At 60.9% G+C, this 24,347-nt stretch carries 18 protein-coding genes; 7 read left to right on the top strand and 11 right to left on the bottom strand.

The genetic code is table 11. The features are described 5' to 3' along the window. The coding region (locus tag MAMT_RS02855) for a glycine--tRNA ligase (protein WP_142659467.1) at positions 1–1,224 on the bottom strand (1,224 nt) is incomplete at its 3' end. Between the two features lie 63 nt (positions 1,225–1,287). Between MAMT_RS02855 and MAMT_RS02860 the strand changes: the two genes are divergently transcribed. After that, a complete protein-coding gene (locus tag MAMT_RS02860) occupies positions 1,288–3,705 on the top strand; it encodes an AsmA-like C-terminal region-containing protein (RefSeq protein WP_142659469.1) in 2,418 nt (805 codons plus the stop codon). A gap of 86 nt (positions 3,706–3,791) precedes the next feature. After that, positions 3,792–6,422 carry a valine--tRNA ligase gene (locus MAMT_RS02865; RefSeq protein ID WP_142659471.1) on the top strand — a complete coding sequence of 877 codons (2,631 nt, stop codon included), beginning with the start codon at positions 3,792–3,794 and terminating at the stop codon, positions 6,420–6,422. 29 nt (positions 6,423–6,451) lie between these two features. Here MAMT_RS02865 and recA read toward each other — a convergent pair whose 3' ends face one another. The 3 genes from recA to dnaG all read right to left on the bottom strand — a co-directional run bounded on the left by recA (position 6,452) and on the right by dnaG (position 11,276). Then, positions 6,452–7,513, bottom strand: a complete 1,062-nt coding sequence (gene recA, locus MAMT_RS02870; RefSeq protein ID WP_142659554.1) for a recombinase RecA — start codon at positions 7,511–7,513, stop codon at positions 6,452–6,454. Positions 7,514–7,595: 82 nt separating this feature from the next. Beyond that, positions 7,596–9,458, bottom strand: coding sequence for an RNA polymerase sigma factor RpoD (gene rpoD / locus MAMT_RS02875; protein WP_246186491.1), 1,863 nt, complete (start codon positions 9,456–9,458; stop codon positions 7,596–7,598). A gap of 69 nt (positions 9,459–9,527) precedes the next feature. Beyond that, entirely contained in the window at positions 9,528–11,276 is a 1,749-nt protein-coding gene (gene dnaG, locus MAMT_RS02880) for a DNA primase (protein WP_142659475.1), read from the bottom strand. Positions 11,277–11,302: 26 nt separating this feature from the next. On the opposite strand from dnaG, the gene MAMT_RS02885 reads away from it, so the two are divergent. Genes MAMT_RS02885 through MAMT_RS02895 form a run of 3 tightly spaced genes read left to right on the top strand, consistent with a single transcriptional unit; the run spans position 11,303 to position 14,190 of the window. Continuing rightward, on the top strand, positions 11,303–12,445 hold the full coding sequence (locus MAMT_RS02885) for a DUF362 domain-containing protein (protein WP_246186492.1): 1,143 nt from the start codon (positions 11,303–11,305) through the stop codon (positions 12,443–12,445). Further along, positions 12,442–13,254 carry a nucleoside triphosphate pyrophosphohydrolase gene (gene mazG, locus MAMT_RS02890; RefSeq protein WP_142659477.1) on the top strand — a complete coding sequence of 271 codons (813 nt, stop codon included), beginning with the start codon at positions 12,442–12,444 and terminating at the stop codon, positions 13,252–13,254. Before MAMT_RS02885 ends, mazG begins: the two co-directional genes overlap by 4 nt. Positions 13,255–13,290: 36 nt before the next feature. Continuing rightward, a complete protein-coding gene (locus MAMT_RS02895) occupies positions 13,291–14,190 on the top strand; it encodes a M14 family metallopeptidase (RefSeq protein ID WP_246186493.1) in 900 nt (299 codons plus the stop codon). Here the strand turns inward: MAMT_RS02895 and MAMT_RS02900 are convergent. Next, positions 14,108–14,929 carry a lysophospholipid acyltransferase family protein gene (locus tag MAMT_RS02900; protein ID WP_142659479.1) on the bottom strand — a complete coding sequence of 274 codons (822 nt, stop codon included), beginning with the start codon at positions 14,927–14,929 and terminating at the stop codon, positions 14,108–14,110. The genes MAMT_RS02895 and MAMT_RS02900 overlap by 83 nt on opposite strands. Before the next feature lie 94 nt (positions 14,930–15,023). On the opposite strand from MAMT_RS02900, the gene MAMT_RS02905 reads away from it, so the two are divergent. Beyond that, positions 15,024–15,515, top strand: a complete 492-nt coding sequence (locus MAMT_RS02905; RefSeq protein WP_142659481.1) for an arsenate reductase ArsC — start codon at positions 15,024–15,026, stop codon at positions 15,513–15,515. 5 nt (positions 15,516–15,520) lie between these two features. On the opposite strand, the gene arsA is transcribed toward MAMT_RS02905, so the two are convergent. The 3 genes from arsA to arsB are packed head-to-tail and all read right to left on the bottom strand — an operon-like array spanning position 15,521 to position 18,794. Next, positions 15,521–17,275, bottom strand: coding sequence for an arsenical pump-driving ATPase (arsA, locus tag MAMT_RS02910; RefSeq protein WP_142659483.1), 1,755 nt, complete (start codon positions 17,273–17,275; stop codon positions 15,521–15,523). Positions 17,276–17,289: 14 nt separating this feature from the next. After that, the gene (arsD, locus tag MAMT_RS02915) at positions 17,290–17,646 is read right to left on the bottom strand and encodes an arsenite efflux transporter metallochaperone ArsD (RefSeq protein ID WP_142659485.1); all 357 of its coding nucleotides are present in this window, start codon (positions 17,644–17,646) and stop codon (positions 17,290–17,292) included. Next, positions 17,643–18,794, bottom strand: a complete 1,152-nt coding sequence (gene arsB / locus MAMT_RS02920) for an ACR3 family arsenite efflux transporter (protein WP_142659487.1) — start codon at positions 18,792–18,794, stop codon at positions 17,643–17,645. The genes arsD and arsB overlap by 4 nt, the downstream gene beginning before the upstream one ends. 64 nt (positions 18,795–18,858) lie before the next feature. Here arsB and MAMT_RS02925 point away from each other — a divergent pair, with 64 nt between their 5' ends. Further along, positions 18,859–19,227, top strand: a complete 369-nt coding sequence (locus MAMT_RS02925) for an ArsR/SmtB family transcription factor (protein WP_142659489.1) — start codon at positions 18,859–18,861, stop codon at positions 19,225–19,227. Between the two features lie 47 nt (positions 19,228–19,274). On the opposite strand, the gene aat is transcribed toward MAMT_RS02925, so the two are convergent. The 3 genes from aat to secA are packed head-to-tail and all read right to left on the bottom strand — an operon-like array spanning position 19,275 to position 24,285. Then, a complete protein-coding gene (gene aat, locus MAMT_RS02930) occupies positions 19,275–19,937 on the bottom strand; it encodes a leucyl/phenylalanyl-tRNA--protein transferase (RefSeq protein ID WP_142659491.1) in 663 nt (220 codons plus the stop codon). A 49-nt stretch (positions 19,938–19,986) separates the two neighbouring features. Next, positions 19,987–21,222: a competence/damage-inducible protein A gene (locus MAMT_RS02935; RefSeq protein WP_142659494.1), complete on the bottom strand. Its 1,236-nt coding sequence runs from the start codon at positions 21,220–21,222 to the stop codon at positions 19,987–19,989. A gap of 33 nt (positions 21,223–21,255) precedes the next feature. Beyond that, on the bottom strand, positions 21,256–24,285 hold the full coding sequence (gene secA / locus MAMT_RS02940; protein ID WP_142659560.1) for a preprotein translocase subunit SecA: 3,030 nt from the start codon (positions 24,283–24,285) through the stop codon (positions 21,256–21,258). Between the last annotated feature and the right edge of the window lie 62 nt (positions 24,286–24,347).

Below are 24,347 nucleotides of genomic sequence, written 5' to 3' on the forward strand. Positions count from 1 at the left end.
GGTTTCGAAGTCGATCGTCACGCCAAACGGTGTACCCACCTCGTCCATACGGCGATAGCGGCGGCCGATAGCACCGCTCTCATCGTAGAAAATCCGCAGCTGCATCCGCAAGAGGTCGGCGACCTCCCGGGCCTTTCGGACCAGCTCCTCGTTGTTCTTGAGGAGCGGGAAGACGCCGGCCTTGATCGGCGCCACGCGAGGAGAAAGATGGAGGACGACCCGTTTTTCCACCTTCCCTCCCTCGGCAACCACATCCTCCTCGTCATAAGCCTCGCAGAGAATCGCCAGGAACGTTCGATCGACTCCTCCGCTCGGTTCGATCACATGGGGGACAAATTTCTGCCCGGTCTCCTCGTCGAAATATTCGAGAGGCTTGCCGCTGGCGACTCCATGTTGGCGCAAGTCGAAATCGGTCCGGTACGCGACCCCTTCGAGTTCCTGGCGCCCAAAGGGAAACGTGTACTCCAAATCATAGGTCTTTTCCGAGTAGAAGGCTCTCTCGCCCTCGGGGACGTCCCGCACATGAATCTGCTGCCGCGGGAGCCCGATCGACTCGTACCAGGCCAGTCGGGCCTCCTTCCACTTCTCCAGCTCTTCGAGACCGGTCCCCGGACGAATGAAATACTCCACCTCCATCTGCTCGAACTCCCGCGAACGGAAGAGGAAATTTCGCGGATTCACCTCATTGCGAAACGATTTTCCAATTTGCGCGATGCCGAACGGGATCTTCTTGCGTGAGGTCTCGAGCACGTTACGGAACTGAACGAACATCGCTTGTGCCGTTTCCGGACGGAGATAGGTCAGCGCGCTCTCCTCTTCCAAGGGACCGACATAGGTCCGGAAAAGGAGGTTGAATCTCCTCGGCTCCGTCATCTCCCCGCCGCATTCTCCTGGATGCTTGGACGGTTTTTGGGGGCAGCGGGCATCGGCCATCTGATCGACACGAAAGCGCGCCTTGCACCTCTTGCAGTCGACCAGCCAATCGACGAACTGCTCCTCATGCGTGCTCGCTTTCCAGACTGCCCGGTTCATGAGAATCGAACCATCGAGACCCACGATATCGTCGCGCAACTGGGTCATCGAACGCCACCAGAGCTCCTTGATATTTCTCTTGAGCTCCACTCCCATGGGGCCGAAGTCCCAGAGGCCGTTCAGCCCCCCGTAAATTTCGGAGGAGGGATAGACGAAACCGCGACGTTTACACAGAGCAACAAGCTTTTCCATTAAGGGTTCTTCTGTCATAAGAAAAACGAACCGACACGCAGCCGCGAGAGCAGTTACCAGTCCATGTCACGAAGGCTAAAGATCAGGAAGCAGCAACCCCCCTCTCGAAAATCGGTCCTGCGGCTCCTTTCCGGTTTTGCCGCCCGAATCGCCAGCCACTTTATTCTTGCCGCAGTTGGGCTGCTTTCGGCGCTTCTCATCGCCGCCTTTCTCCTATTACGGTTCCACGGAGTTCCCACGCAAATCAAAAACGTCCTTCTGGCGGAACTCGAGTCGCGCGACATCACGATCTCCGTAGGCCATCTCTCTCTCGATCCGTTGGGCCATCTCATCGCCAGCCGGGTCGCCGTCTTCCGCAACCGGGATCGGCAGGATGTCTGGCTGCAGATTGATCGCGTACGCCTCTCCGTCGCCTGGCTTGCCTGGTGGAAAGGCAAGCCTTGGATCAAGAGTGCCTCCGTTCATAACGCCACGATCTACCTCCCGATCACCCCGCAGAGCGAAGTCGAGCTTTCCCAAGTTTCCGCCCGGGTCAACTTTGTCCCGGGCGCCCTTGAGGTGCTGCACGCGAGCGCCCGCGTCCTCAATTTCGAGCTCCTGCTCAAAGGGCGCATCCTGCTCAATGGCTACCCCTCCTTCCCCGCTCCCTTTCCCGAAAAGCAGGAGACGACAGACCTCCTTTGGCATCGCATCCTCGCGACGGTGGATGAGATCGAGACCGAGCGGCCGATCCCCGTCGAGGTCGACCTCTCCCTGGCCACCAAGGACCCTGCGGAAGCCAGCATCCATTGCAGGATCCTCTCTTCTCCGCTTTCCTGGCGGGAAATTCCCCTGGGGCGCCTATCGGGAGATCTGCGGCTGGCCGGACACATCCTCCACCTGGAAGAACTGCACTTAGGATTTCCCAGGGGCGAGATCTCGCTTTGGGGAGAGGCCGATCTGCCGCAACAGACCGGTTTCGTCGAATTTCTCAGCAATGCCGATCCCACCGTACTCCGTCCTTCGCTGCCGGACAAGGTTGCCGCCGTTATCCAAGACCTCCATTTTCTCGATCTCCCCAGTCTGAGCGGGCGGCTGACCACCAAATGGGGATCGACCGGGAGCTTCCTCCGTGTCTCCGCCGACCTCCATTGGCATCACTTCCGCTATCGGAGCCACCCGTTCGACGAGCTTTCGGTTCCTGTCGCTTTCGACGGCGCGCGACTCTTCGTCCCCGAAGCAAAGCTCCGTTCCCCCACGGGAAAGGTTGATGCGGAATTCCTCTACGAGATTTCCCCGCCCAAGCTGCGCCTCAAGGCCGAGTCTACTATCGATCCGACTCTCTTCCTCGGGGTGGCCGGCCCCGCCGCCGACCGCTTCCTCGAATCGCTTTCCTTCCCCAAGGAGCCCCCCTGGGCACGAGGAGAGATTACGGGCGGAAGCCTGTCTTCTCCGCAGAATTGGTCGGTAAAGGGTAGCTTTTTAGCGAAGAACTGCTCCTACCGGGGAGTCGCGGTTCGCTCGGTGCAATCCGATATCGGATTTCAAGACCTCACCCTCCATTTCTCTCATTTCAAGGCCATCCGCCCCGAGGGAACGGTCTCGGGGAACTTCGAGAACGACTTCAGCCATAAGATCGTGACCGTTCACGATCTATCCTCTGCAGTTGACGTGATCGCCTGCGCACCGGCTCTGGGAGATAAGTTTCCGGCCTATGTGCAACCCTACCGTTTTGAGAGCCCCCCCCGACTCGAGGTGAGCGGGCGGGTCGACCTCAACGAAGGAAGCAAGAATCCGGTCAGCGACCTTAGGGTCGAGGTCCAGTCGGATTCCGTGCTCAACTACGTTCTCTTTGAGCGGAATTTTCCCATCGCTTCTCCGAAGGGTCGCATCCTTCTCCGCCGCAATGAACTCACGGTGCAGGTCGACCAATCCTCCCTTTTCGAAGGACCCCTTCATGGAATCTTTCAGGTGACGCTTCGACCGCCACCCGCAGGCTCCCCCTTTCACTGCGTGTTTGACCTCGACCATGGCAACTTTCACAAGCTCATGTCGGGTCTCTACCATGTCGAGACCTGCTCCGGCCCCCTGAAATTCCATCTCAACTTATCCGGCTTCGTCGGCAATCTCCCCTCGCTGACCGGTGATGGCGATTTTGACGTCCAGGACGGCTACATTCTCTCAATCCCCTTCCTAGGAGGTCTCTCCACCAACATGAGCACAATCATTCCGGATTTCGCCATGGCCAAAGCCGATCAGGCACACGCCCACTTTGTCGTGGGAAACGGCGAAGTCTCCACGCAGCAGTTCAACATCGCCAGCGTTGCCTTCACGATCATCGGCAAAGGGAACTACAATTTCCTGCACGACAACCTGGAAGCGGATGCGCGGGTCAACATTCGCGGCCCCGTAGGGGCTGTTTTCTTCCCGATCAGCAAACTCTTCGAATATCATGGCTCGGGTAAGCTTGCCGCGCCCAACTGGAAGCCGCGCAATTTTTAACCGTTTAACCGGCTTCGAAGCTTTTTAACCGGCTCGGGAGTTCGTCCACGCTGGCCAAAGCAGCCGGCAGACGATATAGGGAAAAGATGTCCGACCTTTCGAAAACGTACGAGCCGAAAGCCGTTGCCGAACTGCTCTACGCTCGGTGGCTCGGCGACGAAAACTATCGTGCGGACCCGGCCTCATCCAAGCCCGCATTTTCGATCGTCATGCCGCCTCCCAACATCACGGGGGTGCTGACTCTCGGCCATGTCCTGAACAACGCCATTCAGGACGTCCTCGCCCGCAAGGCTCGCTTAGAAGGGTATGAGGTGCTCTGGCTCCCAGGGACAGATCATGCCGGCTTAGCAACGGAGATGGTGGTGGAGCGCTCGCTCCGAAAGCAGAGGGGAATCGGCCGCAGAGATCTGGGCCGGGAGAAATTCCTCACGCTTGTGCGGGAGTGGAGGGAAACCCATGGCCGGATCATTGTTGAGCAGCTCAAGAAGCTCGGGAGTTCGGCCGACTGGTCTCGGGAACGCTTCACGATGGATGCGGACTATTCGCGGGCGGTTCAAAGAACCTTCGTTGCTCTCTACCGAGAGGGGCTCATCTACCGGGGCAGGCGGATGGTCAACTGGTGTCCCGCTTCCTTGACGGCCCTCTCCGACGAGGAAGTCCTTCCGCGGGAAGAGCAGTCGAGTCTCTACTTCGTCCGCTATCCGATCGAGGGAGAGCCAGGCTCCTTTCTTACCGTCGCCACCACGCGTCCGGAGACCATTCCCGGAGACACGGGCCTTGCGGTGCATCCCGAAGACGACCGGTATCGAAAATGGATCGGCCGGCGGGCCATCCGGCCATTCCCCCGGGGCCCGATTCCGATCCTGACGGATCCGGCGGTCGATCCCGCCTTCGGCACCGGCGTCCTCAAGATCACTCCGGCTCACGACAAGCTCGACTTCGAAATCGGGCAGCGGCACGACTTGCCCATCGTCGACATCCTGCACCCGGACGGCCGGATCCACTGCCCCGCCGTTCCTGCGCTCGACGGCCTCGACCGCTTCGAGGCACGGAAAAAGGCGGCTTCCCTCCTCGAGGAAGAAGGGCTGCTCGCTAAAGTCGAGCCTTACCTCCATACGGTGGGGGTGAGCGAGCGCGCAAACGTGCCGATCGAGCCACGCCTTTCCGAGCAATGGTTCCTCCGTTACCCAAAAGTCGAGGAAGCGCTCCGCGTCGTTCGGGAAGGCCGGGTCCGGTTCTTCCCCGAACATTGGGAAAAAGTCTACGAACATTGGATCGAGAACATTCAGGACTGGTGCATCTCCCGCCAGGTCTGGTGGGGACACCGCATCCCTGTCTGGTGGAGAGAGGGCTCGCATCGCTGCCAGATGGAATCACCCGGTCCCGACTGGGTTCAGGATCCCGACACGCTCGATACTTGGTTCTCTTCCTGGCTCTGGGCGTTCGAAACGATGGACCCTGCTACCCGGCAAAAGTTCTATCCCACCTCGGTCCTGGTGACCGGTCCCGACATCATCTTCCTTTGGGTGGCTCGCATGATCATTGCGGGCTTGGAGTTTCGGCCCGGCCACGGCCCGAGCGCAGAGGAGAACATCCCCTTTCGCGCCGTCTACTTCACGGGGCTGATCCGTGATCGATTGGGCAGAAAGATGTCCAAGTCCTTGGGCAATTCCCCGGACCCCTTGGCGCTGATCGAGAAATATGGAGCGGACGGGCTCCGTTTCGGACTTTTGCGAATCGCCCCTCAGGGCCAGGACATTCGCTTCGACGAGAAGCAGATCGAAGAGGGCCGAAACTTTTGCAACAAGCTCTGGAATGCCTGCCGCTTCCGAGTCCGCTTCGGCCGGCTTTCTGCGAACGCGCGCCCCTGGGAGAATCCTCTTTCCCCGTTTGCCGTGGAGATGCTCTCCAGTTTGAGCCAAACCGGCAGCCGGCTTGAGACGGCTTTCGCCGCGTACGAATTCAGCGAGGCCGCCGGACTGCTTTACAGTTTTGTCTGGAACGACTTTTGCGCCTGCTTCCTCGAGGCGGCCAAGGTGGATCTTGCCCAAGAAGGGAGCCCAACCGCCTTGGGGACTCTCGCTTCCTTCGATTACGCCCTCTCCTGGATCCTTCGACTGCTCCACCCTTTTTGCCCCTTCGTGACCGAAGAACTCTGGAGTCACCTCGAGCTCGGCCCTTCGACCATCCAGTTTGCGGGCTGGTTCACCGCCGCAGAAGCGCGGAAGCTCGACGAGCGGCTGGGTGAACGGAAAGAGACCGCTCTCCAAGCGCGGGCGATCTATCAGGCGGCCGAGCGCGGCCGTCATCTCCGTTCCACCTATGGCATCCCTTCCAATCGGAAGGTGCCCTTTCTCCTCCGAGCCGAAGAACCCCTGGCGAAGGCCGAGAGGAACGTGCTTTGCGCGCTGGCGAACGCAAGCGAAATCACCGATGTCGATGGTCCGCCACCCAAGGCTCCCATGGTCCTGACCGTCCTGGGAGAGCTCTACTTGCCTTTGGAGGGACTTCTCGATCTCGAGGTCGAGCGGAAGCGGCTGACGAGCGAAAAGGAGAAGATCTCCCGCAACTGGAAAGCGATCCAAGAACGGTTGGAGAATCCGGCGGTCTCCGCTCGGGTTCCTGCGGAAAAGCTCGAAGCCTGGAAAGAGCAGGCGGTGCAACTCGAAACGGCGATCCACCGCCTCGAAGCTCAGTTGAGCGAACTCTCGGAATAGGCGAGGCGGCTCGCCCGCTGATGTCCGGTTTACGAGGCTGCGGAAGAGGCTGCAGGCTTTTCCGCCGGCTTGACCGGCTCGCCGTTACCGACACCGAAAACCTTCGCACGAGCAGCCGCCTCGATGCGGGCTGCGAGTTCCCGATTGGTCTTGATCGCCTGGACGGCCGCTTCCCTTCCCTGACCGATCTGCGTCCCCTCGAAGTAGATCCAGGCGCCACGCTTGTCCAAGATCCTCTGGTCGATGCCAAGGTCGATGAGTGATCCCTCTCGGGAGATCCCCTCGTTATACAGGATGTCGAACTCGCACTCGGTAAAGGGAGGAGCGATCTTGTTCTTCACTACCTTCATCTTCGTCCGGTTTCCGTAGACCGTTCCATCGCCGCTCTTCAGCTGTCCGATCCGACGCACGTCGACACGAAGCGAAGCGTAGAATTTGAGAGCCCTTCCGCCCGGAGTGGTCTCGGGATTCCCGAACATAACCCCGATCTTCTCTCGGAGCTGATTGGTGAAGATACAGATCGTCTTTGCCTTGCTGATCAGGGCGGTCAACTTCCGCAAAGCGCTGCTCATCAATCGCGCCTGTGCACCGACGGTAACGTCTCCGATCTGCCCCTCCAGCTCGGCTCGCGTAGCAAGGGCGGCCACCGAGTCGACCACGATGACATCCACCGCATTGGAGCGGATCAAGGTCTCCGCGATGGTGAGTGCTTCTTCTCCGCAGTCAGGCTGAGAGATCAACAGTTCGGACATGTTGACGCCCAGGCGCTGCGCATACTGGGGATCGAGCGCATGCTCCACGTCGATGATGACCCCGACTCCGCCCAGCTTCTGCGCCTGAGCCACGATGGTGAGAGCGAGGGTCGTCTTTCCCGACGACTCCGGACCGAAAATTTCGACGACGCGACCTCTCGGGAAGCCCCCTGCCCCGAGCGCCCGATCGATCACCAAGCATCCGGTAGGAATGACTTCGATCTGCAGACGGGCCCGATCATCGCCCAGACGCAGAATGGCCCCCTCGCCATATTCCTTCGAGATCGTCTGGAGCGCCAGATCGAGATTCTTATCCTGTCGCCGCGCCTTCGCATCCATCTTTTCGGATTCCACAAAACACCTTCTTCCCGCAGTCAGTCCCTTGCCAAGAGGGAATGTTCCGCACACAACTCCGGAAAATCTAAAAGCCTCGATCCGCCTCGAGGAAGCCTTCGAGATGGCGTAGCCGGGTTGGATGGCGCATCTTCCGAAGCGCCTTTGCCTCGATCTGGCGGATCCGCTCCCGCGTGACGCGAAACTGACGGCCGACCTCCTCGAGGGTCCGAGGATATCCGTCGAGCAGCCCGAATCGCTGCTCGATCACCGTTCGCTCCCGCTCGGTCAGCGTATGAAGAACGTCTCGGATCTTTTCCTTCAATAAGGAATAGGCGGTCATTTCGGAGGGGTTTTCCGCCGATTTATCCTCGATAAAGTCTCCAAACGTGGTGTCATCGCTCTCCCCGACTTGGCTTTGGAGAGAGATCGGCTGCTGCGCCATCTTGAGAATCGCCCGGATGCGATCGACGCTCAGCTGGATCTCGTCGGCAATCTCTTCCGGATTCGGCTCGCGGCCCAGCTCTTGAATCAACTGCTTCTGCACCCGCATGAGCTTGTTGATCGTCTCGATCATGTGCACCGGGATCCGGATGGTGCGGGCTTGATCGGCGATGCTCCGCGTAATCGCCTGACGAATCCACCAGGTTGCGTAGGTCGAAAACTTGTAGCCGCGTCGGTATTCGAACTTCTCCACGGCCTTCATCAGGCCCATGTTCCCTTCCTGAATGAGATCGAGGAAGGAGAGGCCGCGATTGGTATATTTTTTCGCGATCGAGATCACCAGACGCAGGTTGGCCTCGACCATCTCGGTCTTCGCCCGCATGGCTTGATGCAGGCACTTCTTGAGCTCGTTATGTCTTTTCTTAAACTCCTCCACACCGGCGTGGGCCTGCTTCTGAAACTCATGCAGCTGCTCCTCTACCGCCACGAGCGCCTCGGACGTCCTGCTCCCGCGCCCCTGAGCACGGAGCCGCTTCCTCTCGCTCTCCCACCGGCATACTTCCTGAAAGCGCTCCTCGCTGACTTGCACTAGGTCTTCGACGACCTTCTGCTTGAAGTAGAAGCGACGGAAAATCTTTTCCAGAGCCAGATGCTGCTTCTCGAGCTCCTTGACCAACTTCGGCCTCTCCTTGGCGCCATCCGGCAATGCGCTCAACCGGGCGTAAAGTGCATCGGTCTCCTCGATCTTCTCCTCGAGCTTGCTCATGATCGTGGGCAAGACCTTCATGTAGGCCTCGCGGCCTTCGATATGCTTGTCTTGGATGAGCCGGTCGAATCGTTCCCTTCCCTGCTCGAGCTTCCGGGCCAGATGCAGATATTCCCGAGCGATAAACCCGAAGCTGTGGAGGCACTTTTGCACCATGAGCTCGGCGGTCTCGATTCGCTTGGAAATCTCCACCTCTTCTTCCCTGGTCAAAAGGGGTACCTGCCCCATCTGCCGAAGGTACATCCGCACCGGGTCGTCGAGGATGTCGAGCTTGGTCTCCTTTTCTTCGTGAACTACCGCCGTGTCGGCCGGAGCAGTACTCTTCTGGCGGTCGACTTCCGAACTCCGGATGACGTTAATCTCGAGGCTCCGCAAAAACGCGATGACGGCCTCGAGATCGACGTCGGGTTGAGGCACGCAATCGGGCAACGCCTCGTTGATGTCGTCGAAGGTGAGATAACCCTGCTCCTTGGCGAGCTTCACGAGGGTCCGCAGCTTTTCTTGCCGTAGAGGCTCGTCGGACCAGATCTCCGCGAGCTTCTTGGCCAACTGCGGCCCCTCGGTGACGAGAGCGGCCGGAGAGACGGAGACGGGCTCGGCGTGCCGACCGTTTTCCTCGGAGGCGTGAACCTTGCTCAGCGTGGAAACGGCAGAAGAGGACTCAGTGAGATGACGAGCGGGAGAGGAAGAGGATGGAGTACGCGATGGGGTGGTTTTTTTAGTTCTTGGATTGCGCGGCATGGTCATGCTCGACTCGTTGCGGGGTTTCGACAACTACAAAAAGGCCAAGGAAAGACAAAGTGAAGAAGGTTAATCGAGACTCTTCCGCAAGTCAACGAGTTCCCTCAGCGCGGCTTGCGCCTCCAGGGTTACTCCTCCGGCACGGACCCGCTCCTCGAGAAGGCGCATACGCTTCTGCTTCCAGAAAACTTCGAGACGGCGGCAGAGCGTTACCCACCGCTCTTCCGGAACAATCGAAAGATCGACGGGGGGAGGACGAAGCAACAGCCCGGTAACATAACCTCGTTCTTCTTCGGAAAGGATCGGAAAGAGAGTCTCCGGATCCGAACCCGACACCAGAATCTTCCGCACCAGCCCTCCCTCCTCGCTCTCCTCCAACCACCGGAGATCGAGTTCCGCACGCGCTCTCTCCAAGATCGCCGGCACTTCGCAGAGCAGCCAGATGAGTTCCGTCAGAACCGCATTCCGCTGCACGGGCGGAGCGCTTGACGGCATCCCGTGTTCCTTGCCTGTCGTTCCTGTTCTCCGAATCGCCTCCTCTAGCGAGCTGCGCGAAACACCCAGGCGAACCGCCACATCCAGGACGACGGCCTCCCGACCGATCGGATCGGGGATCTTGGCGAGCCAGACGGCCATCGATTGGACCGCTTGGCTTCGTCCTCTGGGATGAGTCAGGTCGTTTTGGCGAGCGGCCTGATCCAGAAGGTGGGAAAGATAAGCGGGCGCCCGCTGCAAGGTCTCCCGAAAGCTCGCGATTGCCGCCTCGCCCCCTCGAAGGAAGCTGTCCGGATCTTCCCCAGCCGGAAGCGAAGCAACACGGACATCGAGTCCCGCTTCCGTCAGAATGGCTAATCCCCGTACCGCAGCGCTCTCCCCGGCCCGATCGGCGTCAAAACAGACGATCACCTCCTCGGCAAACCTGCGCAAAAGCCGCGCGTGGTGCTCCGTGAGCGCCGTCCCCTGCACGGCAACGACGTTACCGAAGCCGGCGGCATGGCAGCGGATCAGATCCATCGGCCCTTCGCAGAGAATCCCTCTCCCCTCCTGGGCGATCGCCCGCTTGGCTCGATCCATTCCCAAGAGAATCCTTCCTTTCGAAAAAATCGGGGTCTCGGGAGAATTGAGATACTTGGGAGCCGCTTCTTCGGATCCCACGCTCCGGCCGCTGAAGCCGACAATCCTCCCCGCCTCATCGGCGATCGGGATGATCAGCCGGTCGCGAAACCGGTCGTAGGGCCGAGCCTTTTCTCCGAGAACCACAAGTCCGGCCTCCACCAGAAACTCTACGGAATAGCCGTGCGCGGCACCCCATCGGAGAACGCCATCCCATCGATTCGGGGCATATCCCATTCCGAATGTCTCCGCGATCTCTCTCGCGATGGCACGGGACTCCAGATAGCGGCGGCAGAGCTCTCCTTCCGGCGCCTTCCACAAGAGCTCGCGCCACCAGTCCGCGACGGCTTGGTGGAGGGAGAAGAGACGCTCGCGCGCCGAGGGCGCACCCGCCTCCTTCCGAAAGCTCGCGGGCATCTCCATGCGGGCCCGCTCGGCCAACAGGCGCAGGGCTCCCAGGAAGTCGAGCCGTTCGTATTGCATCACGAAGTCGAACACGCTTCCCCCGTAGCCGCTACTGAAACACTTGAATACCTGCTTCTGAGGATCGACAAAGAAAGAAGGCGTCCGCTCCGAATTGAATGGAGAGAGAGCCTTGTATTTGGAGCCCGCTCGCTTTAGAGGAACATAATTGCCGATGACCTCCACAATGTCGCTCGCGGCACGGATCGCTTCCACGAACTCTCGGAACGCCGGCGTCCCCATTCCGCTGGAATAAATCCACTATCGTGGTGAAACGCAAGGCATACCCGAAACCCATGGGGCAACTCTTCCGCTTACTTCCCCTGCTGCTGCTTTTTGCGGCTCCGCCCGAGGCGCCCGCCGCCGGCTCGCCCGTCGTCATCGTCGAGAGGCCAGGCGTCGTCCACAATTTCACGGTCGATGCCGCATCCGTTCGGACCATGTTTCGTGACGCCCTCCTCGAATACACGAAACAGACATCGGTGAAGAGCGCTTGGACCAAAGGGATCGGCATCACGCCCCGCGACGTCGTGGGGATTAAGATTTCCGCATCCGGCGGTCCCGTGATGTCGAGCCGCAAGTCTCTCGTCGCGGCCATCGCGGAAAGCCTGGCAGAGGCGGGAGTTCCCGCGTACCAGATCGTCGTCTGGGATAAATTGGAAGACGACCTGCGGGAAGCCGAATATTTTCCTCGTCCCGAGGGAGCGCCCTACCACGTCCGCTCCGTGATCCCGGAAACAGGTTTCGATGAGCATGTCTTCTATGTAAACGAAGTCTTGGGTCGCCTGATCTGGGGGGATCTCGCCTTTCAGGGAATCAAACCCGGCCGCGGCCAGGGCCAACGAGCGCAAAAACGCGGCGAGAAGCAGAGCGTCGCGCAGATGTATGGCCAAGGGGTGTCGGCGGGAAGCCTGGAGAACCAGGTCAGCAACAAGTCCTACTACGCTCGGCTGCTGACTCAGATCTGCACCAAGATCATCAATGTGCCGGTCTGTACCGACAATAGCGGCGTCGGCTTCAACGGAAGCCTCGCGTCCCTCGCCTTCGGGATGGTCGACAACACCCGCCGCTTCGAGGGAGAGGGGGGCAATTGGGGTGATCCCGCCATAGCGGAGATCTTGGATCGGCCCTTCGTGCGCAGCAAGGTCGTCCTCCACGTCATGGATGCACTCATTGCCCAATATGCCGGGGGGCCCGACTTTTCCCCGGAATATACCTATCCTCTCGGAGCGATCTACCTAAGCAGAGATCCGGTCGCCATCGACTCCCTTCTCGCGAGCCGCGTTGACCGTTGGCGTATCGGCGCGCACATTCCTTCTTTTCAGCCCATGATTCATTACATCGAGACCGCCGTCGAATATGGCCTGGGCACCGCCGATCCTAAGAACCTCTTGCTGATCCCTCTCCCGTGAACGCCTCCTCTTCCGATCCCGTCATCGACCGGCTCAACGCCATTCTGGCCCGGCTCCGGGCTCCCGACGGCTGTCCTTGGGACCGGGAGCAGACCCACCAGACCATCAAAGGCCAGCTCCTGGAAGAATGCTACGAAGTCCTGGAAGCAATCGACCGGAACTCGACGCAAGACCTCAAGGAAGAGCTCGGCGATCTCCTGCTCCATGTGCTCTTTCATTCCCAGATCGCGCGAGAGCAGGGGAACTTCTCCTTCACGGAGGTAGCCGAAGGCCTCTCCGAAAAGCTGATTCGGCGCCATCCCCATGTCTTCGGGGAAGCGAGCGCCAAGAACGCGGAGGAAGTTACCGTCCACTGGGAGCGAAGCAAGCGGGAAGAAAAACCCGAGCGGAAAAGCCTTTTCGATGGGATTCCTCGAGAGCTTCCCGCCCTCCTTCGCGCCCAGAAGTACCAGAGCAAGGCGGCAAAGCTCGGCCTCGACTGGAAGAGCTGGGATGGACCCAAGGCAAAGATCGCCGAGGAACTCGTCGAGGTGAAGGAAGCGGTGGCACAAGGAGATCCGAAGCGAATCGAAGAGGAGATGGGCGATCTCCTCTTCGCCGTCGTCAATTTGGCCCGCCATCTGCGCATCAACGCCGAGTGTGCCCTGAGCGGGGCCGCCGCGCGCTTCCGCTCCCGCGTGCAGTTCATCGAGGAGGAACTGCGCACCCGCCCGCCCGGAAATCCTCCGGAGCTTGCCGAATTGGAACTTCTCTGGGAACGGAGCAAGGCGCTCGCCCAAGAACGCGGAACCCCTCCCGATGTCTCTTGACATCTTTCCCCCGCTCCCTCCCATTTTCATCTGTAGATGATTCATGCCGTTCACGACCCAGCCAACATCCACAGGCGCGCGATTGCTCTTGGTCGGCTGCTGGGATGGAGGCGGGCCATCCTTCTCCGGATCCGGAACGACCCCGTGGAGGTGCTCTGCTCCCCGGAGCGGGGCGACCGGAAGAGAAAGCCCCATGTCTTCCTTTCGGCGGGGATCCATGGAGACGAGCCGGCTGGAGTCGAAGCCCTGCTCTCCTACTTCGAGCAAAAGCCGCACTGGACCGCCGAATTCACCTTTACCCTCGTTCCGCTGCTCAACCCTTGGGGGCTACGCCATAACTCGCGTCTCAATGAGGATGGCCTCGACCTCAATCGTTCCTTTCAACAGAGCGACCTGCCGCTGATCCGGGAACTCTGCACCCTCTACGACCGCCGAGGTCCGTTCGACCTAGCCCTCCTCCTTCACGAGGACTACGATGCCTGCGGCATCTACCTCTACGAGACAGGCCCAAGCGGCGAAGTCGGTTTCGGGGAGGAGATTCTCTCCCGGGTGAGCTCCTGGTGTCCGGTTGATCCCCGGGACCGGATCGAAGGGCGCAAGCATCGCAACGGAATCCTCGTCCGGCCCCTGCGAAAAAAGTGGTTCGAGAAGATTGGATTGCCCGAAGCCGCCCATCTCCACTTCCACGGCTGTCGGCGGGTGTTCACGATCGAAACCCCCTCCGAGTTCGATGTCGGCTTGCGCGTAAAAGCGCACATGGAGGCAATCGATGCCGCGCTCGGCTTACTCGCCGCCAACCGGCCGTCCGCCGATGTTCGCGCAGGCGCTCTCGCCTCCCGCCGAGCCAAGGCTGCTATTTCCGCGCGCGCCCTTCTTCCTTCCACCGCTCCTGTGCAGAATGGGGAAAATCGATCGGATCAATCTCGTAGCGTTTGACGAGGCTCTCGAAGAGAGAGAGCAGCCGCTCGTGGATCCGTTCGGTAAAGCTGCCGCGCCCTTCTCCGGGAGCCAAGGTGAGGAGTTCCCCGAACGAAACGAAGACTCGCGGCGGCCGCCGCCAGGAACGGAGTTGATAGAGCCGGTCGGAGCCTACGACCACGGCAGGCAAAACGGGAGCGTTTGCCATCCGCGCCAGTGCCGCAGCGCTCGGGTTGAGCCGGGCTCCGAGCAAGATCGAAGCCTTTCCATGGCGAATGCCCCGTTCGGGGAAGAGACCGACGATCCTTCCCTGTTTGAGCCGCCCGACGGCTGTCTTCGCGGCCCGCGGATCCTGCCGGTTCCGATCGACGGGGATCACATTGAGCGCCCCCAGGATCTGCGAGAGAACCAGGTCGTTGAAGAGCTTTCCATCCGCCACATAGTCGATCGGGCGCGGAGATTCCATCCCCAGGAGGATCGGATCGAAATGGCTGATGTGGTTGCAGACCAAAAGACAGCCGCCGCTCTTGGGGATCCGCTCCAACCCTTCGATCGAGATTCGCGCACTTCTGCGGAGGACTCGGTGGCAGATGGCCCCACTGATGGCGAAAAAGCGGTCGCGCCCGCTTTGCCCCAAAGCCCCGTTGCCGTTGCTCCGTCTCTGGTTCTTGCCCGGCGCACCATTTCCCCCGACGTAGCTCTCGGAAAAAGGACTCTCCTCCTCCGGATCGTGTAATTCCCTCTGTTCAGCTCCCATTTTCGGAGCCAAAACTTTGCCTTGTCATTGCGGCCCGGAACAAGCAAATCCTTTGTCGGGAAGAGCACCGTTCAAGGCCCTCATGCAAACGAAAATGTCGAGCTCCGCAACCAAGCCAGCCTTTCTTTTCCTCTGTACCGGCAATTCGGCCCGGAGCGTTCTCGCGGAATTTCTCTTTCGCTCCCTCGCCGGAGACCGCTTCCGAGTCGAAAGCGCCGGCTCCCACCCAACGGGCCGAGTCAACCCCCATGCCCTTTCCGTGCTCCAAAACACTTACGGCATCGATGCCTCCGCCGCGCGGAGCAAGCGGATCGACGAGCTTCCCCATGAACCCTTCGCCGCCGTAGTGACCCTTTGCGACAGCGCGGCGGCCCACTGCCCCGTCTGGCCCTACCCGGCCGCCCGTGCCCACTGGCCGTTTCCCGATCCAGCAGCCGTCGAAGGTACGGCCGAGGAGAAGGAAAAGGCGTTTCGGGACGTCGCGCAAGCGCTTGAGGAGCGTTTTCGCCGCCTGCTTGCCCTCCCGCTCGAAAACTTTTTCGATCGACTTCGGCTCGAGCAGGAGCTCCACAGATTAGCTTCCTAGCCCGCCTATCCCACCAGCTCTCTTAGGCGGTCGGGGCCGACAGGCTCGTACGCCAAGAGCGGAACCAGAGCGAAGCGCTTCGCATGATCGGCGGCCACAGCCTCGATCTCGCGCCATTCGTTGCGCGCCCGCCGCTGCAACAAGGCAGACCGCGGATTCGATGCCGCCATGCTGCCATTCACGACCCAAGCCCAGGGCTCGATTCCCGCACGGCGAAGGTCGGCCTGCAGGCCGGCGGCCTCCAAGACCGGGGTAGTTTCCGCCAGCGTGACAATCAGCACCTTGGTCTCCTTCGTGTCTTGGAGCCGCATCATCGGAGTCGCGTCGCGTACGCCTCTCTTGTCCATCTGCCGCGAAACCTCGCGATGATAGGCCCCGGCGGCATCGAGCAAAAGAAGGGTGTGGCCGGTCGGCGCGGTGTCCAGGATCACGAACTTGGTCTCCGCCTCCCGGAGGATGCGGGAGAAGGCGTGAAAGACGGCGATCTCCTCCGTGCAAGGTGAGCGTAAGTCCTCTTCCAGCAGGGCTCTTCCGGCGGCATCGAGATGGGCGCCTCTGGTTTCCAACACATGGCGGCGATAGCGCGCAGTCTCTTCTTGGGGATCGATCCGGCTCACCGTCAGGCGGGCGAGAGAGCCTTCGAGCGTCTCTGCCAGATGGGCTGCCGGATCGGAGGTGGTCAAGTGCACCGGCAAGCCCCGGTCCGCCAACGTGACGGCCAATGCGGCCGCAAGCGTGGTCTTGCCGACTCCGCCCTTGCCCATCAACAGCACCAGACCTCGCCCCTGCGAGGCAATTTCGTCCGCCAGCGAGGAGAGCGCGGAACCGCTCCGGGGGAGCGCGGAGGAGGCCTCCGGCGGCTCCTGCCTGCCTCCATCGTCACGCAGCAGTCGGCGCAAGGCATCGAGTCCTACGAGGTTGAACGGCTTAAGCGGAATGTCGTCACGGGGCAGCCTCCGGAGCGCGGCCGGAAGGGCCTGAAGAGCGTCCTGCTCCCGCCGCCAAATGGACGAGGCGAGCGGATCCCCCTCCGCTTCGTCCGAGGGAAAGACGCCGTTGAGGACGAGGACCTGTTGCGACAAGCCGATCGCCGCCAGCTCTTCGTGAGTGCGAGCGACCTCTCGCAGCGCGGCCGCTTGCGCGCGAGCGACCAGGATCAGGCGGGTACGAGCGGGATCGGCCAACGCATCGACCGCGGCCTTGTACTGGGAGCGCTGTTTCTCCAGCCCCGCCACCGGGCCCAGGCAGGAAACGTCACCCTTCCCCGCCTCGAGAAATCCGCTCCATGCGCCGGGCAGCTGCAGCAAGCGAATCGTGTGTCCTGTAGGGGCGGTGTCGAAGACGATATGATCGAAACCTGCCGTCAACGAGGAATCGAGCAGCAGCTCGGTAAATTCGTCGAAGGCGGCGATCTCCGTCGTGCAGGCTCCGGAAAGCTGCTCCTCGATTCCATGGACGACCGCTTCCGGCAGGCGACCGCGGACGGGGCCGACGATCCGATCCCGGTAGGCTTGGGCCGCCGCCTGCGGGTCGATTTCGAGGGCGGACAGGTTGGGCACGTCGGGAAGGGCCGCAATTCGATGACCGATCGGGAATCCGAAGACCTGCCCCACATTCGAAGCCGGGTCGGTGCTGACCAGCAGCACCCGCTTGCCTTTGCTTGCGAGATGCACCGCCGCGGCGCAGGCAAGGGACGTCTTGCCGACCCCACCCTTTCCTGTAAAAAAAAGGAAGCGCGGCGGCCGATCCAGGAAGTGCATCCGGGCTCCGTTCCTTAGCAGCAGCAGTTGCCGGAACAGCAATCTCCGTCGGACTCGGCCCCCTCTTGCTCCAGGCCCGCCCAGCGGGCGAGTTCGGCTCGGCGGGGATACCGTCCGGCCAACGCCACTTCGCCTCCCACCAGGACCAGGGGAAGAGCCTCCTGGCCGGAGCGCTCGAGGAAAGCCTTCACGATGGCGTTCTCGGCAAAGGCGAGAGGTTGTTGCGCAAGGTTCCACCGCCGAATCGTCGTGCCCGTCTGCTTCGCCCACTCCACGTCGGCGGCGAAATCGACGAGCTCCTGGTCAACTTCGGTCCCGCAAACGCCCGTGCTGCAACAGAGAGGTGGTTCAAAAATCTCGATCGTTGTCATCTTTCTTCCTTTCTTTCTCTATTTTTCCAAGAATCGTCAGACTCGATTCCCCGCGGAATCGATTCCGTGTCGAAGAAATCCAATCCGGTTGCTTCGTACCAGCCCTTAGTGCCTACACAGAGGTGGCAGACCGAAAGCATGACCGGCACCTCGACCAGGACCCCGACCACTGTCGCTAGCGCTGCCGGGGAAGTCGGACCAAAGAGCGTGATCGCGACCGCCACGGCAAGCTCGAAGAAGTTGCTCGCCCCGATCAGAGCTCCGGGAGAGGCGACAGGGTGCGGGACGCGAAACCAGCGCATGAGCAGGTAGGTGAGCCCCGAGTTAGCATAAACCTGGATCAAGATTGGAATTGCCAAAAGGCCCACGGCAACCCAGTTCGTGAGCAAGTTCTCCGCCTGGAAGGCAAAAATCATCACCAGAGTCGCCAAGAGGGCAATGGTCGTTACCGGCTTGAAGAGCGGAAGGAACGTACTCTCGAACCAAGCGGAGCCCCTCAGCCGAATGACGAGACTGCGGCTGATCCAGCCCGCAGCCAGCGGAATCACGATAAAGGCCACGACGGAGGTGAGCATCACCTCTTTGGGAACCACGATCCCGCTCACCCCGACGAGCAACATGACGATCGGGGCGAAGGCGAAGGTCATGATCAGATCGTTGATCGCCACCTGCGCCAAAGTGTAGGCCGCATCCCCTTCGACCAGGTAGCTCCAGACGAAGACCATCGCCGTACAAGGAGCCGCCGCCAGGATGATCAGGCCCGCCAGATAGTTATGGGCCGTGGCCGGGTCGATCCAGTGGAGAGTCGAGGAAAAGAGCCCCACGACGAAGAGGGATCCGAAAAGAGCCATGCTAAACGGCTTGACAAGCCAATTGACGAACAGCGTCACGGCAAGCCCCTTCGGCCGACGGGCGACGCCGCGCAGACCGCCGAAGTCGATCTTGAGCATCATCGGAAAGATCATCAGCCAGATGAGCACCGCGATCGGAATATTGACATGGCTCTTCCCCCACTCCATGCCGCTCAAGAGGTGGGTCATGCCGGGAAAGAGCTTTCCGAGTCCCACGCCGAGGAACATGCAAGCCGCCACCCACAGGGAGAGATATCGCTCGAAGAAAGCGAGACGTCTGCTTGACCTTGCTTTCATAATCGTTTATAGAGCAACAGGAAGCCAATACCGCTTTTTGTCACGCTTTTACAATACTAGAACTATGAGAGCTCGTCAAGCGGTCGGGGTGCTCGGAGCCCTCGGGCAGGAGACCCGGCTCGATGTCTTCCGGCTGCTGATTCAGGCGGGCCCCGCCGGGATACCGGCCGGAGAGATCGCCGCGCGGCTCAAAATCCCGCTCGCCACGCTCTCCTTTCACCTCCAGCACTTGAAGCATGCGCGGCTTGCGCGCTCGAAAAAGCGGGGCAAGCTCGTGATCTATTCCGCCAATTTCAGGACCATCGACCAGTTGATCGGCTATCTCCTCCACGATTGCTGCGGCCGACCGCGTACCGACCTGGAAATCTGCGGCCAAGCGGCGGACGAATCGAAACCCGGGACAAAGTCGGTTTCCGAAAGGGCCGACTCGTGACCGACACGGCCTGTCGTTAGCAGAAGAACGCTTGGGAGACGGGCAAGCTAGACAAAGGAAGCCGGGCAGGCCAGAGCTTCGGGAAGCCGCTCGAGGTACTCGTTTCGCGTGATGTCGACTGCACCCATTTGGCGGGTAGTCGGCGTGGCCACCTGTGTGTCGAAGAGCAGGAAACCGCGCTCGATCAGACGATCCATCGTGAAGACCAGCGCTGCTTTCGAGGCGTCGGGAACGAGATGAAACATCGATTCGCCGGCAAAAAAGCCTCCGATCGCGACTCCATAGAGTCCCCCGACAAGCTCGCCGTCCCGCCATACCTCGACGCTATGCGCGTAGCCATGCCGATAGAGTTCGCAATACGCCTTGATGAATCGGGGGCTGATCCACGTATGCTCGCGGCCGACCGAGGGTCGGGCGCAGCCGCGAATCACTTCCGGGAAAGCCCGATTGACCGTATACGCAAACTTCCCCTGCCGAAGCTTCTGCGAGAGCCGCCTAGGGACGTGGAAACGATCCATCTCGAAAATCGCGCGGGGGTCCGGCGACCACCAAGTCAATGGCCGATCCGTCCATGGAAAAATGCCCGACCGGTATCCGGCAAGCAGACGGTTCACGGAAAGGTCTCCCCCTACGGCCACCAAGCCATCCGGATCGGCGCGGGAGACGTCGGGAAAATGGACGCGAAACAGATTCAAGATAATCGCAGCCACGGCGCTCTTTTTAAAAAAAGTTGGTTTTACAAAACAACTCTTAATTTCATCACTTCGCAAGCTCACTCTCGGCCAGGAGAGAGAGGCGCAGGGCGTTGAGCGCTGCCTGAGAGGCGAGCCGCTTCACCATGCTCCGATCCCCCGGAAAGGTTTTCCGGAACGAGGTGACCCTTCCCTTGGCCGCCAACCCGAACCAGACCAAGCCGACCGGCTTTTCGGGAGTGCCTCCTGAAGGTCCGGCGACCCCGGTCACTGCAATGGCAAGGTCGGCCGCGCTCCGCCGCACGGCCCCGCTCGCCATCGCCTCCGCCACCTCGGCGCTCACCGCCCCGTGGGCCGTGAGCAGCTCCGGAGCCACGCCCAGTTCCTCTACTTTTGCCTCGTTCGCATAAACGATCCAGCCGAAAGTGAAGGCGGCGGAGCTTCCCGGCACATCGGTCAGCCGATGGCTGACGAGCCCGCCCGTGCACGATTCCGCCGTGGCGATGGTTTTTCCCAGCCGGGACGCCAACTCGACGACGGCTGCCTCCAAGGTGGCCTCGTTTTCTCCGAAGAGGGCCGTGCCCAGACGTGCCTTCACCAGAGCCTCCGCCCGCTCCAGGAGGGAGGGCTCCGCGCTTCCGACGCGCATCTCCACCTCTCCCAGCCGGTCGCAATAACCGATCTCCTTGATGCCCAAGCCGCGAAGTTCTTCCTCCAACTGCTTCTGCACTTCCCATTCCGTCAAGCCGACGATCCACCAGGAACGCCAGAGAAACTTTTGTCCCTCAGCTCGGGCGCGAAGCCAGGGGACGACCGCTGCGCGCCACATCGGAACGAACTCCCGAGGAGGTCCGGGAAGTAGGAACATCGCCAGCCTGCCCTTCTGGATAAACAGACCCGGTGCGGTTCCGACCGAATTCCACAAGACCTGGGCCCCTTTCGGCACCATCGCCTGCCGTCGGATCCCATCCGGGACCGCTCGGATGCCCTTGGCAGCGCAAAAGGAGCTGATCCGTAAAAATACGTCTTCCCGAAATTCCAGCCCCCGGCCGATCGCCTCGGCGGCGGCCTCCCGGGTATTGTCATCGGAGGTGGGGCCAAGGCCGCCGGTGACGACCACCAGATCCGAGCGGAACAACGCTTCTTCCAGGATGCGTCGGACGACGACCCCATCGGGGACAATCGTCTGCCGCTCCAGTCGCATTCCCAAAGTCCGAAGCTCTCTCCCGACCAGAGCAAGGTGCGCCTCCGTTACCTCGCCCAGTAGAAGCTCGGTCCCGGTGCTTACCAGTTCCACGGTCATCCGCCACTCTCCGCCATCCTCGATCGGGAGCGATCAGGGCTTCTTCCTCTCGCCCTTTGCCGGCGGCGTAGAAAATGGTTGCCCTCCAAGAAGAGAGACCTTGATGCAGGTCTTCTCTCCCAAGGCGCCGCAGCAATTCTTGAACTTCTTGGTGGGATCGAGCGGACAGGGATCGTTTCGCCCCATCTTGGGGCCGGTTCGGCTGATCGGCATGATCGAGTGGTCGTGGGATCCACGCTCCGCCTCCTCTCCTGCGAGCTTCGTTTCGGGAGCGACCGCCGCATCGCCATTCGAAAGCTCGGGCCGAACCAGTTGCTGCGGCAGGGAAGAAAGGAAGCGCTCGAAGGCGAGAACGCTCGACGCCGACCGGAAGAGGTTTTGGACAATCTCCCGCTTGATCCTTCCCATCAGGTCCTGAAAGAGAGCATAGGCTTCCTGCTTGTATTCGATGAGCGGATCTTTCTGGCCGTACGCGCGCAGCCCGATCCCGCCGCGCAACCCGTCCATCGCATAGAGATGCTCCTGCCAGAGACGGTCGATCGCGGAGAGCGCCGTAATCCGCTCCAGTTCTTGGAGAGAGGCCGGCTCTTCGTACTTCACCTTTAATTCGTAGGCCTGCCGCACGCGCGAGAGGATCTTTTCGGCGGCGGCCTCAGGCTCGCCGTCGCCCAAATCCTCCTTATGCATCCCCACCGGGAAGTTCGTATTCACCCAACCGAGCAGCCCCTCGATCTCGCCCTCCCCACCTTGGAGCCGGGCCTGCGCTTCCTCCCGCACGACTTCGTCGAGAACGTCGAAGAGTTCCTTTCGCGGATCCTCGGCCTCCAGGATCTGATCGCGGAAGGTGTAGATCACCTCGCGCTGCAGGTTCATTACATCGTCGTACTGCAGGGTGTGCTTGCGAATGCCGTAGTTGCGCTGCTCGACCCGCTTTTGAGCGGTTGCGACCGCCTTCGTGAGCCAGGGATGCTCGAGCTCTTCGTCCTCCTTCATCCCCAAGCGAGTCAGCAAGCCCGCAATCCGACGCGAATCGCCGAAATTGCGCATGAGATCATCTTCCAGGGAGATGAAGAACTTGGACATGCCGGGATCTCCCTGCCGGGCGCAACGTCCTCGGAGCTGGAGGTCGATCCGCCGCGCCTCGTGACGTTCCGTTCCCAGCACAAAGAGCCCCCCCACATCGTTGACCCCCTCCCCCAGCTTGATGTCGGTTCCTCTTCCCGCCATGTTCGTGGCAATCGTCACCATCCCCCGCAACCCCGCGCGCGCGACGATCTCCGCCTCCTGCTGGTGAAACTTGGCGTTGAGGACGCTGTGGGGAATCCCCTCCCGCTTGAGCATCCGGCTCAAGAGCTCGGACGACTCCACGGAGATCGTTCCCACCAGGACCGGCTCTCCCTTCGCATGGAGCTCCCGGATCTTCTCCACGATGGCATGGTATTTCGCCCTCCTCGTCTTGAAGATGCTGTCGTCCACGTCCTTACGAACACAGGGCCGGTTCGTCGGGATCGCCACCACATCGAGTTTGTAGATATCGTGGAGTTCGTTGGCTTCCGTCGCCGCCGTTCCGGTCATGCCGGCAAGCTTCGCATAGAGCCGAAAGTAGTTTTGAATCGTGATCGTCGCCAGGGTCTGCGTCTCCCGGTCGATCTGCACTCCCTCTTTCGCCTCGATCGCCTGGTGGAGCCCGTCGCTCCAACGGCGGCCGGGCATGAGCCTCCCGGTATATTCGTCGACGATGACCACCTTGTTGTCCTGGACGACATAGTGGACATCCTTCTCGTAAAGGCAGTACCCGCGCAGGAGCTGCGCGATCGTGTGGATCCGCTCGCTCGCCTCTTCGTACCGCTTCTGGGCCTCCTGGCGCTTCTTCTCCTTCTCCTCCCCGCTCAGGGCAGTGTCCTTCCCGATCTCGTCGAAAAGCACGGCGAGGTCGGGTGGCGCAAAATAATCGGGATCATCGGGGCTCAGGAACTTCCGGCCCCGCTCGCTCAAGTCGGCCTCATGGTTCTTTTCGTCGATCGCGAAGAGCAGCTCTTCCTTGATCTGGTAAAGCTCGATGCGGCGAGAATCCTGATAGAGCGCCAGCTCCGCATCCTCCATCATCCGGCGGGCCTCCCCCTCTTCCAGGAGCTTGAGAAGCTGCTTGTTGCGCGGCATCCCGAGTTTGGTCTTAAAAAGGATCCGTCCGATCTCCTCGCGGGGGCGCCCTTCAGCGAGAGCTTTTTGCGCTTCTTCCGCCAACCGGGCGCACTCGATCAACTGCTGCTGCACCAGCCGGGTGACGGGACCTCGGTATCGCTCATACTCTCCGGTCGAGGCGACGGTAGCGGGGCCCGAAATGATCAGCGGAGTTCGGGCTTCGTCGATCAGAATGCTGTCGACCTCGTCGATGATGGCGTAGGAGTGCCCTCGCTGGACCTTCTCGTCCCGGCTCGTCACGACACTATTGTCGCGAAGGTAATCGAAGCCGAATTCGCTGTTGGTCCCGTAGACGATGTCGCAGGCATACTGCTGCCGACGCTCCTCGAAGGATTGTCCCTGCTGCAGGCAGCCCACCGTCAGACCGAGGAAGCGGTAGATTTCGCCCATCCACTCGCTATCCCGCGCCGCGAGGTAGTCATTGACCGTCACGACATGCACACCCTTCCCCGTCAGGGCGTTGAGGTAGACAGGAAGCGTCGCGACCAGGGTTTTGCCCTCTCCGGTCGACATCTCCGCAATCTTGCCTTGGTGCAGGACCACGCCTCCGATCAGCTGCACGTCGAAGGGGATCATCTCCCAAGGGAGACTGTGCCCCCGCACTTGGATGATCCTCCGTGCTTCCGCAAAGCGGCGACAGGCGTTCTTCACGACCGCGAAGGCTTCCGGCAACAAGCGGTCGAGCGCTTCCCCGGCGGCGATTCTCTTCCGGAATTCCACCGTCTTCTGCTGAAGCTCCTCGTCAGATAAGGAGCGCAACTGCTCCTCGAAACGATTGATTTCCCCCACCCGTGGCCAGATCCGCGCCACTTCCCTCCGGTCCTTCGAGCCGAAGAGCATCTCCAAGATCTTCTTGAACATCATAAAGACTCTATGCAATCGCGCGGACTCACACAAGGGGCGAGCGTTCGGCCTTCCTCTGC

The sequence above is a fragment of the Methylacidimicrobium tartarophylax genome (assembly GCF_902143375.2).
In the GTDB taxonomy this organism is placed as follows: domain Bacteria; phylum Verrucomicrobiota; class Verrucomicrobiia; order Methylacidiphilales; family Methylacidiphilaceae; genus Methylacidimicrobium; species Methylacidimicrobium tartarophylax.

What these genes read in the sequence shown, in the direction of transcription:
- rpoD (WP_246186491.1), bottom strand. Translation starts at nt 9,458, where the DNA reads ATGCCGCGCAATCCAAGAACTAAAAAAACCACCCCATCGCGTACTCCA.
- arsB (WP_142659487.1), bottom strand. Translation starts at nt 18,794, where the DNA reads ATGAAAGCAAGGTCAAGCAGACGTCTCGCTTTCTTCGAGCGATATCTC.
- recA (WP_142659554.1), bottom strand. Translation starts at nt 7,513, where the DNA reads ATGGATGCGAAGGCGCGGCGACAGGATAAGAATCTCGATCTGGCGCTC.
- MAMT_RS02865 (WP_142659471.1), top strand. Translation starts at nt 3,792, where the DNA reads ATGTCCGACCTTTCGAAAACGTACGAGCCGAAAGCCGTTGCCGAACTG.
- MAMT_RS02895 (WP_246186493.1), top strand. Translation starts at nt 13,291, where the DNA reads ATGATTCATGCCGTTCACGACCCAGCCAACATCCACAGGCGCGCGATT.
- arsA (WP_142659483.1), bottom strand. Translation starts at nt 17,275, where the DNA reads ATGCACTTCCTGGATCGGCCGCCGCGCTTCCTTTTTTTTACAGGAAAG.
- arsD (WP_142659485.1), bottom strand. Translation starts at nt 17,646, where the DNA reads ATGACAACGATCGAGATTTTTGAACCACCTCTCTGTTGCAGCACGGGC.
- MAMT_RS02925 (WP_142659489.1), top strand. Translation starts at nt 18,859, where the DNA reads ATGAGAGCTCGTCAAGCGGTCGGGGTGCTCGGAGCCCTCGGGCAGGAG.
- secA (WP_142659560.1), bottom strand. Translation starts at nt 24,285, where the DNA reads ATGTTCAAGAAGATCTTGGAGATGCTCTTCGGCTCGAAGGACCGGAGG.
- MAMT_RS02935 (WP_142659494.1), bottom strand. Translation starts at nt 21,222, where the DNA reads ATGACCGTGGAACTGGTAAGCACCGGGACCGAGCTTCTACTGGGCGAG.
- MAMT_RS02860 (WP_142659469.1), top strand. Translation starts at nt 1,288, where the DNA reads ATGTCACGAAGGCTAAAGATCAGGAAGCAGCAACCCCCCTCTCGAAAA.
- dnaG (WP_142659475.1), bottom strand. Translation starts at nt 11,276, where the DNA reads ATGGGGACGCCGGCGTTCCGAGAGTTCGTGGAAGCGATCCGTGCCGCG.
- MAMT_RS02905 (WP_142659481.1), top strand. Translation starts at nt 15,024, where the DNA reads ATGTCGAGCTCCGCAACCAAGCCAGCCTTTCTTTTCCTCTGTACCGGC.
- MAMT_RS02900 (WP_142659479.1), bottom strand. Translation starts at nt 14,929, where the DNA reads ATGGGAGCTGAACAGAGGGAATTACACGATCCGGAGGAGGAGAGTCCT.